At 74.1% G+C, this 10392-nt stretch carries 4 protein-coding genes and 1 pseudogene; 1 reads left to right on the forward strand and 4 read right to left on the reverse strand.

Annotated features, from left to right (window positions below):
• Window positions 1-429 precede the first annotated feature (429 nt).
• The 4 genes and pseudogenes from IF23_RS0121360 to IF23_RS0121375 all read right to left on the reverse strand — a co-directional run bounded on the left by IF23_RS0121360 (window position 430) and on the right by IF23_RS0121375 (window position 8356).
• A complete protein-coding gene (locus IF23_RS0121360) occupies window positions 430-2586 on the reverse strand; it encodes an ArnT family glycosyltransferase (RefSeq protein WP_483855137.1) in 2157 nt (718 codons plus the stop codon).
• A 319-nt stretch (window positions 2587-2905) separates the two neighbouring features.
• Window positions 2906-4120, reverse strand: a pseudogene (locus IF23_RS32920) (bifunctional glycosyltransferase family 2/GtrA family protein); the annotation flags it as partial.
• Window positions 4121-5581: 1461 nt separating this feature from the next.
• A complete protein-coding gene (locus tag IF23_RS0121370; RefSeq protein ID WP_245655048.1) occupies window positions 5582-7213 on the reverse strand; it encodes a sensor histidine kinase in 1632 nt (543 codons plus the stop codon).
• A gap of 333 nt (window positions 7214-7546) precedes the next feature.
• Window positions 7547-8356, reverse strand: a complete 810-nt coding sequence (locus IF23_RS0121375; RefSeq protein WP_425423862.1) for a response regulator transcription factor — start codon at window positions 8354-8356, stop codon at window positions 7547-7549.
• 1243 nt (window positions 8357-9599) lie between these two features.
• On the opposite strand from IF23_RS0121375, the gene IF23_RS0121385 reads away from it, so the two are divergent.
• Window positions 9600-10217: an NADPH-dependent FMN reductase gene (locus tag IF23_RS0121385; protein WP_051739774.1), complete on the forward strand. Its 618-nt coding sequence runs from the start codon at window positions 9600-9602 to the stop codon at window positions 10215-10217.
• Window positions 10218-10392: the final 175 nt, after the last annotated feature.

The raw sequence follows: 10392 nt of genomic DNA on the forward strand, positions 1-10392 counted from the left end.
GCCCGTGGTGGTTCCGGTGCCCCGTACCGGTCGGCGCCCGGGGGTGCGGAGGGGCCCGAACTGCCCGGCGCCGGTGGCGCGGTACGGCCGCCCGGAACGGAACTGCCCGCACCGGAGGCCGAGGTGGGCGCGGAGCCCGCGGCGGCGTCGTAGAGCGTACGAGGGCGGACTGTACGGTGTACAACACATTTCTGCGAGCCGGTACGGAAACCCCCGGACGGTTTCACGTGAAACCGTCCGGGGGTGCGCCGTTTCACGTGAAACGGGGGGTGGGTGGGGGTGGTTCGGGGCCGTCTTCCGTGGGGGGCGCGCCTTGTGGAGGTCGCCTCTTCCGTGGGTCACGCGCCGCGCGGACTGCGTCCTGCGCGGATCGGTGCTTCGGTACCTCAGTACCTCAGTACCTCAGTACCTCAGTACCTCGTCACGTCGTCACTTCTTCGACGTCGTCGGCTTCGTCAGGTCGTAGAAGGTGGCGTTGCCGACGGTGACCTTGGTGAAGGTCTTGGTCACCCAGGAGGAGATCGCCGAGGCGGTGCCCTTGCTGTCGCCGCCGCCGCCCGGGAAGCCGCCGTGGCCGCCGTGGGTGGCGGTGTGGCCCTTGCCGCGTCCGCCGGGGAAGCCGCCCGGACCGCCGCCCTCGCTCGCGAGGAAGTAGTGGATCCGGCCGTCCGCCACCAACTGCTTGAAGTGGGCGAGGGTCGGGGACGGGTCGCTGCCGTTGAAGCCGCCGATGGGCATCACCGGCTTACCGGTCGCGAGTTGGTAGCTCGCGGCGTTCTGGGAGCCGATCGCCGCCGCGGCCCAGGTGTAGCGGTCGGCGTCCTTCGCCACCAGCGCCCGCGCCGCGGTGCCGACCCGGCTGCCGCCGAGGAGCCCGCCCATGCCGCCCATACCGCCGGGTCCGCCCGCACCGGCGCGTTCGCCGGGGGATCCGGCGCCCGGGGACGTGCCGGTGGCGCCGCCCCGGCCCGGGAACCCGGCGCCGCCGGTGCCGCCGGTGCCGGTGCTGCCCGGCGGGCGGCCGGTCCAGGTGCCGCCGTTCGCACCGGGGAAACCGGCCTGGCCACCCTGGCCGCCCTGACCACCGCGGGTGCCCTGGCCGCCCTGTGTGCCGGTGGCGCCCGGCGGCGTCGGCATTCCGCCGCGCCACCTGCCGCCGGGGCCGCCGCCCGGGAAACCGTGACCGCTCTGCACGGACGGTCCCGCCGTGATGATCGAGCCGCCGTGCGGGGTGGCGACCGTGTTCAGCGTGTACGCCACCGGCCCGGCCAGCGCCACCGCGGCGCCGAGCCCCGCCGCCACCGGCGCCGTCCGCCGCCGCGCCGCCCCGCCGACCGCCGGGAGCAGCAGGCCCAGCGCGGCGAGCCCGCCCGCGACCAGCACCGTCCAGCGCAGCCACGGCAGCCACTGCGGCGAGCGGTCCAGCAGGACGTACGCCCAGACCGCCGTCACCGCCACCACCGCGGCCAGCACCACGCGCCCGCCGCGACCCGGGCGGCGCCACAGCAGCACCGTGCCCATGCCGGTCAGCGCGGCCACGTACGGCGCCAGCGCGATGTTGTAGTACTGGTGGAAGATCCCGGACATGAAGCTGAACGTCACGAACGTCATCAGCAGCGCGCCGCCCCACAGCAGGAACTCCGCCCGCTGCGCCGCCTCCTGCGCGGCGCTCGCCCGCCGGGCCCGCCGCAGCAGCCAGACGGCCGTGACCAGCAGAATCAGCGCGGCCGGGAGCAGCCAGGAGATCTGCCCGCCCATGTCCGAGGAGAACAGCCGGGCCGGACCGGTCTCGCCCCAGCCCCCGCCGCCGTGGCCGCCCCCGCCGCCGACGCTGCCGGTCTCGTCACCGGTGATCCGGCCGAACCCGTTGTAGCCGAACGTCAGCTCCAGGAAGCTGTTGTGCTGCGACCCGCCGATGTACGGGCGCGACGCCGCCGGCCACAGCTCGACGAGCGCCACCCACCAGCCGCCCGTCACCACGGTCACCAGCCCCGCGAGGAGCAGCTGCCCGACCCGGCGGGCCCGGCCGACCGGCGCGCAGCACAGGTACACCAGCGCCGTCGGCGGCAGGATCAGCCACGCCTGGAGCGTCTTGGTGAGGAAGCCGAGCCCGAAGCACGCCCCGGCCACCAGCAGCCACCGCGTCCGCCCCGTCTCCAGGGCGCGCAGCACCGCGGCGAGGGCGCCCACCATCAGCAGGCACAGCAGCGCGTCCGGGTTGTTGAAGCGGAACATCAGCGCGGCCACCGGCGTGACCGCCAGCACCGCCCCGGCCAGCAGCCCGGCGCCCGCCCCGAACCGGCGCCGCACCGCCGCGTACAGCACCCCGACCGTCGCGACCCCCATCAGCGCCTGGGGCACCAGCACCTGCCAGGACCCGAGCCCGAAGAGCCGCACGGACAGCGCCATCGGCCACAGCGCGGCCGGGGGCTTGTCGACAGTGATGGAGTTCGCGGCGTCCGACGACCCGAAGAAGAACGCCTTCCAGCTCACGCTCCCCGCCTGCACCGCCGCCGAGTAGAACTGGTTGGCGTACCCGGAGGCCGACAGGTCCCACAGATAGAGCACGGCCGTGACCAGCAACAACGCCAGCAGCCCGGGCCGCGCCCAGCGCGGGTCGTCCGGTCGGCCGCGCAGGCACCGGGCGAGGCGCCCCGGCCCGTCGGCCGCCTGCCCGGGCTCGGGTGCGGGGGCGTCGTACGGCGGCGGGGCGGGACGGCGGGGTGCCGTCGGACGCGCTGTCGCGGGGTGGGATGGTGCGGGCGTCCGGCGCCTGGCCGGGCACCGTACGGAGCGTCGGGCCGGACACCACGCGGGGCGGCGCCGGAACGCCGGGGCCCGGGGCCGTCGGGGGTGTCCCCGCCGCCCCGTTCCGCGGCCCGCCGACACGTGCCCGCTCCCGCTCGCGGTCGGGGAAGACCCACGCCCGGAAGAGGAGGAAGCGCAGAACGGTGGCGGCGAGGTTCGCCGCGATCAGCACGGCCAGTTCGGTGGCGTGCGTGGGACGGCCCGACGCGGCATCCAGCGCGGCGAGAGAACCGCTGGTCAGAGCCAGTCCGATGGCGAACACGGCGAGGCCCTGCGCCTGGTGGCGGACCGCCCGGTCCCGGCCCCGTACGCCGAACGTCAGCCGCCGGTTGGCCGCGGTGTTCGCGCCCGCCGACAGCAACAGCGCCACCGCGTTGGCCAGTTGCGGGCCCACGCCCAGCCGGGCCAGGGAGTACAGCCCGAGGTAGCAGAGCGTGCTGAGCACACCGACCACACAGAAGCCGACGAGCTGCCGGGCCAGCCCGCCCGGTACGCCCGCGAGCGCCCGGTCCCGCGGATCGTCGCCGAACGGCCGCGCCAACCGGTCCAGCGGCAACGCCCCGGTGGCCAGCGCCCGCCCCACCCGCCACACGCCCTTGAGGTCATCGGTGGCCGTCCGGACGAGATGGACGGTGCTGTCCGGATCGTCGATCCAGTCCACCGGCACCTCATGGATCCGCAGCCCGGCCCGCTCGGCCAGCACCAGCAGCTCGGTGTCGAAGAACCAGCCGGTGTCCTCGACCAGCGGCAGCAGCCGCGCGGCGACATCCCCGCGGATCGCCTTGAACCCGCACTGCGCATCCGAGAACCGCGCCGCCAACGAGCCGCGCAGGATCAGGTTGTACGTCCGCGAGATGAACTCCCGCTTCGGCCCCCGCACCACCCGCGCACTCCGCGCCAGCCGCGAGCCGATCGCCAGATCCGAATGACCGGAGATCAACGGGGCGACCAGCGGCAGCAGCGCGTTGAGGTCCGTGGACAGATCGACGTCCATGTACGCCAACACCGGCGCCCCCGACATCGACCACACCCGCCGCAGCGCCCTCCCCCGCCCCTTCTGCTCCAGCCGTACGGCCGTGACCTCGTCAAACGTGTCATCTAGCCCGGCGGCGACCTCCGGGGTCCGGTCCGTACTCGCATTGTCGGCAATGGTGATCCGGAACCCGTAGGGAAACGTCCGCCCCAGATACGCATGCAACCGCCGCACACACGGCCCGAGATCGCGCTCCTCGTTGTAAACGGGAATGACGACATCGAGGACCACCCCACCGCCCCCGGGACGCAGATGCTCCCGGGAGGGGAGGGCCTCCAGAGTTGCCCAGGCGGGCGCGGTGGAGGGGGCGGAGGCGACGAAGGGGGCGGAGGCGGTCTCTCCGGCTTCTCCGGCCTCTCTGACCTCTCCGGCTTCTCCGGCTTCTCCGGCCCCTGCGGTGCGGGTGATGGGTGTGGTGGGAGCGGCTGGTGCCGCAGGTATGGCCGATGTCGCGGGTGTGGCTGGTTCGGTGGAGGTGGCCGGTGCGGTGGAGGCGGCTGGTGCGGTGGAGGCGGCGGAAGCGTCGCCGGGACCGCCTGGCCGGGGCCGCCCGTACGGCTGGGCCTGACCGGCGCGTTGGCCGCGCTGCACAGCGGGCGTACCGGGCTGATTCGGATGACCGTTCCGGGCGGAGCAACTGTCCCTGCCGGAGGAGCCGTTCCGGCCGGAGGGACCGTTCCGGTCGGAGAAGCCGCTCCCGCCAGAGGAGCCGCTCCTGCCGGAGGAGCCGTTCCGGCCGGAGGGAGGGTTCCGGTCGAAGGGGCCGTTCCGGTCCGGCTCGCCCGTACCGCTCCCCGGCGTACCGCTTCGTGTCCTGTCGCTTGGCGTCTCGCTTGGCGTCACGGGGGAACGCTCGCCAACCCCGCTGTCACGACCGTGTGCTGACGCTGTGCATGAGCTGTGAGATCTCGGCGGTACCCCGGGTCAGGCACCTGGCACCGGCCCTGACCTGCAGCGCCAGGCATCCGCTACGGGCTTGCCGGGACGCACCCGACCTCCACCCGGCCCTCGGCCTCGGGCCGGATTCCGCCATTCCTCGACGCCTGATTCCGGCTCTCCTCGGCTCGGCCCCGATCCCGGCTCCGTGACGCTCGATCCTGATCCCGGCCCCACGCCGCTCGGCCCTGATCCCGGCCCCACGCCGCTCGGCCCTGATCCCGACCCCACGCCGCTCGGCCCTGATTCCAGCCCCGCGCCGCTCGGCCCTGATTCCAGCCCCGCGCCGCTCGGCCCTGATTCCAGCCCCACACCGCTCGGCCCTGATTCCAGCCCCACACCGCTCGGCCCTGATCCCGACCCCGCGCCGCTCGGCCCTGAATGCGACTCAGGTCGCCCCTTCCATGCCGCTTCCCGCCCGCTGCCCTTCGCGCCTGGCCTCCACCTCCGGGGCCTACCTCTGGCCCTCGGCTCGGCCCTCGGCTCAACCCTCGGCTCAGCCCTCATTTCGACTTCCCGCGCCCGGCCCTGATTACGGCCCAGGCCCATCCCCTACGGGACCGCCCTCCCGCCCGCTGACCTCCACATCTGCCCTTCACCTCCGGGGCCTTCATCCAGCCTTACCCCCGACCCCCTCGAATCGGCCCTGATTGGGGCTCCCCTCGGCCCGGCCCTAATTGCGGCCTAGGCCCATCCCTTACGGGACCGCTCTCCCGACCGCTGCGCCCCGTCCAACCCCCACGCCCGGGGCCTCCGCCCCGCCCCTCGGGCTCGCCCCTGGCTCTCCCAGCTCAGCGCCACCCCTCACGGCACCAACGGCCCCACGCCCGGCCCCGGCTCCGACCCGTCATCGCCCCGCGCCACAGCCCCGCGCTCCGAGGCCGCGTCACCACCCGCCACCTCGCCCGCCCCGGCAACGGACACCTCGTACACCTCACCCGGCACACCATCCGACGCCCCACCCGACGCTGCGCCGGACGCAGCCCCGGGCGCCCCACCAGCCCCCTCACCCGGCCCACCCCTTCCCCCCGGCAACACCACCGCGAAGACCGTCCGTCCCGGCACGCTCTCCACCGTCACCGTGCCGCCGTGTGCCGTGACCACCGCCTGCACCAGGGCCAGGCCCAGCCCCGTGCTCCCGGCCGCGCGGGAGCGGGACGCATCGCCGCGCGCGAACCGCTCGAAGACGTGCGGCAGCAACTCCGGCGCGATCCCCGGACCGTCGTCGACGACCTCCAGCCGGACCGCGCCGCCACCGTCCGCCGCCCGCACCCGCGCCGTGACCGTCGTCCCCTCCGGCGTGTGCACCCGGGCGTTGGCCAGCAGGTTCACCAACACCTGCGGCAGCCGCGCCGCGTCCCCGCGTACCGTCATCGGCTCGACGGGCAGATCCAGCCGCCACCGGTGCCCGGGCCCCGCCGCCTGCGCATCGCTCACCGCGTCCACGACCAGCGGCGACAGGTCCAGCGGCGCATACGCCAACGGCCGCCCGGAATCGAGCCGGGCGAGCAGCAGCAGGTCCTCCACCAGCCCGGACATCCGCTCCGTCTCCGACTCGATCCGCCCCAGGGCGTGCCGCGTCCGCGGACCGGGCCGTTCGTCGCCGCGCCGGGTCAGCTCGGCGTACCCACGGATCGAGGCGAGCGGCGTCCGCAGTTCATGGCTGGCGTCGGCGACGAACCGCCGCACCCGCATCTCGCTCTCCTGCCGCGCCGCCAACGCCGAACCGACATGCCCCAGCATCCGGTTGAGCGCCGCGCCGACCTGCCCGACCTCCGTCCGCCCGTCCGACTCGCTCTCCGGTACGCGTACATGCAGCGCCACCTCCCCCTGATGCAACGGGAGTTCCGCGACCAGCGTGGCCGTCGCCGCGACCCGGCGCAGCGGCCGCAGCGCGAACCCGACCATCGCGGCTCCGGCGATCCCGGCCGCGAGCAGCCCCGCACCCGTCACACACGCCTCGACCGCCACCAGCGTCCCCACCGTGTCCTGCACATCGTCCAGCGGCAGGCCCATCACCAGCGACCCGTCCGGCGCGAACGCCGCCCGGTAGTCGCCGAGCCCCGGCAGCGCGACCGTGTGCGGCCGTCCGTCCCGCGGTACCGACCCGAGCGCCGCCGTCTGCCCTGCGGACAGCGCGTCCAGCCGCTCCGACGGCACCCGGCTCAGCGAACCGTTGCTCCGCGCCCCGGCCCCCACCGCCCCGTCGGGCGCCACCCGCGCCCCCACCGTCCCCCAGTGCTGCCCGCCCAACGCAACGAAGTCGAGGCTCCCGGCATGCACCACCACCTCCCGCGGTGGCCGCGCCGCCCGCCCCACCGCCTCCTCCAACCGCCCGTCCAACTGCTCCTGCAGATACGAGTGCAACGCCACCGTCGTCACCACCCCGATCACCGCCCCCACCACGGCGATCAGCCCCACGGCCGCCACCACCAGCCGCGTCCGCAGCGACCAGGCCCCACGCCCGGCCGATCGACCGAAGAAGCCCTTACGGGTAGGAGCCCCCGTACGGCCGAGCCCCCTCCTACGGGTCAAGGCGCCACTGCGATGCGGGACGCCGCTGCGGTGCGGGACGCCGCTACGACGGGGAGCACCGTCACCACGGGGAAGCGCATCGCCCTCCGTGCCGGTACCGGCACCAGCCCCTGCACCAGCGGGGACACGGTTACCGCCCGCCCGACGCCCCTCAGCCACCCCGCCGTCCCCGGCTCCCTCTACTCCTCCCCCTCCCCGATACGCCATCGCCCGCATCCGCACTCGTATCCGTGTCTAGGTCTGTCTCTGTGCCTGTGTCTGTGCCGTACTCGCGCCCGTGTTCGCCCCCGGGTCCGCGTTCGCGCCCGGGTCCGCGTTCGCGCCCGGGTCCGCGTTCGCGCCCGGGTCCGCGTTCGCGCCCGGGTCCGCGTTCGCGCCGCGGGTGTGGATCATCGGTTCCCGCCCGGCGTCGATCTTCCGTCGCAGATACGAGATGTACAGCTCGACGACGTTGGCCTGGCCCCCGAAGTCGTAGCTCCAGACCCGGTCCAGGATCTGCGTCTTGCTCAGCACCCGCCGCGGGTTACGCATCAGGTAGCGCAGCAGCTCGAACTCGGTGGCGGTCAGCCGGATGTCGTCCCCGCCCCGCGTCACCTCATGGCTGTCCTCGTCCAGCGTCAGATCGCCGACCGTCAGCACCGAGGCGCTCTTCGCCGCCGCGGCACCCGCCCGGCGCAACAGCCCCCGCAACCGGGCCACCACCTCTTCCAGGCTGAACGGCTTGGTGACGTAGTCGTCGCCGCCCGCCGTCAGCCCGGCGATCCGGTCCTCGACGGAATCCTTGGCCGTCAGGAACAGCACCGGCACATCCGGCAGTTCACGCCGCAGCCGGGACAGCACCGCCAGCCCGTCCATGTCCGGCAGCATCACATCGAGCAGCACCGCATCCGGCCGCCAACTCCGGGCACAGCGCAGCGCCCCGGCGCCGTCGCCCTCGGCCCTGATGTCCCAGCCCTCGTAGCGGAGGGCTAGCGACAGCAGGTCGGCGAGCGAGGACTCGTCGTCCACCACCAGCACCCGCACCGGGCTCCCGTCGGCCCGCAGCAGCCCCTGTTGCCCACCGGGTGCACGGGCCTCCCCGCCGCCCCCCACGGCGGACCGGTACGGCCGGGCACCCGAAGGCCCCGCGGATACAGCGGACGGCGATGAAGTCACGGTCATGCCCCGAACGTGCCCCTCCCCCGTGAGAGCCCCCTTTCCCCTTTCTGTGAAAACCCTGAGAATCCCCTGAGGGTTCGGTCCCGATGTTTCCCCCGGCGCCCGCCCCCCCATGTTCGACCTTGGTGATCGCCCTCGGAGTTTGCCCCCGACGTGCGACCCCCGGTGCTTGCCCCCGACGTTCGACCTCGGTGCTTGGCCTCGGTGCTTGACCTACGTCTTCGGCACCGGTCTCTCCCCTCCCCCCTCACCCCGCCTGGCACGAGGTGCGGCGCCGCCGGTCGGCTGCCTCCCCGTTCGGGCAGCTCCCCCGTCCGGCCCCAGCGCCCGTCCCCCGCGCGTCGGGCCCGTCCCCCACACGCACGTCGGGCCCGTACCCCCGCCCCGACGCCTCGGTCCTTGACGCCTCGACGCCCCAACGCCCACCGTCTCGCCGCCCCGCCCCAGCTCCCCCGTCACAACCTGAGCTTCACGGCTTCCCCCTCACCCCCAGGCCCGTCACAAACCTGGGGCCCGCCGCTCCCCCTTCCCCCAGCTCAAGCCGTCACGGCCCAGGCCCACCGCCCCGTACTACGCCCGGTTCGGCCCGGCACCTCGTCCCGCTGGATCACCCCCTCGCTCCTGCCCCGATCCGTGCCCCCGACCAGCAACGCTTCCTGTAGCCCGCCCCAACCCCGCGCGGCGCCCGCCGGCCCTCCCGGCTCAGGTCCGTCACAACCTGCGCACCGCGCCCACGCCCGTCCCCCCTGAACGTCGCCCTCGTTCCGCACCCCCACTCATCACCACTCCCCCGTCACCAACAACCCGGACACGACTGAGCTGGACCGTCCCCCGCGCGGCCCACCCCGATCACTGCATCCCACCTTCTCATCCACCACTGACAATCCCCCTGACCAGCAACAACGCTTCCTGCCACGGTTCCTGACGCCTCATCGGCACCATGACCGCCACCCTCGACCAACCGCCCCTGAAGCCACCCAGCCGACACCGGACCGCCCCAGAAAGAACCAGCCACACCCGCACTCGCACCAGCACCAGCACCAGCACCACCGCATCCCCACCACCAGCACCCCCGGCCCCCGGCAAATCCACCGCACCCCCGCCCAGCCCCCGGGCGTACCGTCGCCCCATGAGACTCGTCGCCCTGTCCGGCAGCCTGCGTGCCCGTTCCTCGAACGGTGCCGTGCTCCGCTCCGCGCTGGCCTTCTTCGACGGCCCGACCGCCACCGCCGATATCGCCGCCCTGCCCCACTTCAACCCCGACCTGGACGGCGAGGGCGCGACGCCACCCGCACCCGTAGCCGCCCTCCGTGCCACCGTCGCCGCCGCCGACGCGCTGCTCATCGTCAGCCCCGAGTACGCGCACGGCGTCCCGGGCGCCCTCAAGAACGCGCTCGACTGGCTGGTCAGCAGCGGTGAGTGCGTCGACAAGCCGGTGGCCGTGATCACCGCATCGCCGTTCCCCACCGGCGGCACTCACGCCAACGCGCAGCTGCGGGAGGTGCTCCGCATGATGACGGGCCAGGTCGTCAAGGACGCCTGCCGCGAAATCCCCGCCATCGGCCCGAAGATCGACCCCGCCACCGAACGCGTCACCGACGAAGCCACCCTCGACGAACTGCGCACCGCCCTCCACACCCTCACGGCAGCGGCCACCGCAACACCCACCCCAGCGGCAGAGACAACAGAAGAGGCGGCGGGAGGGGCCTCAGTGCCCCCAGCGACCTCAGCGGCAACCACCACCTGACCGCGCACCCCGAAACACCGCACCCGCCACCAACTCAGGCTCCGGCTCAGGCGGGGCCTCCGGGCTCCCGGGGCTCACCAGAAAAGCCCCGGGAGCCCGAAACCCGAAGCCCCCGTACCGAAGAGTCCGCCCCTCCCCACCCCCTCAGAACAACCCCTCCTGCCCGCCCTCCCCC

The organism is Streptomyces catenulae (genome assembly GCF_000718015.1).
Taxonomy (GTDB): domain Bacteria; phylum Actinomycetota; class Actinomycetes; order Streptomycetales; family Streptomycetaceae; genus Streptomyces; species Streptomyces catenulae.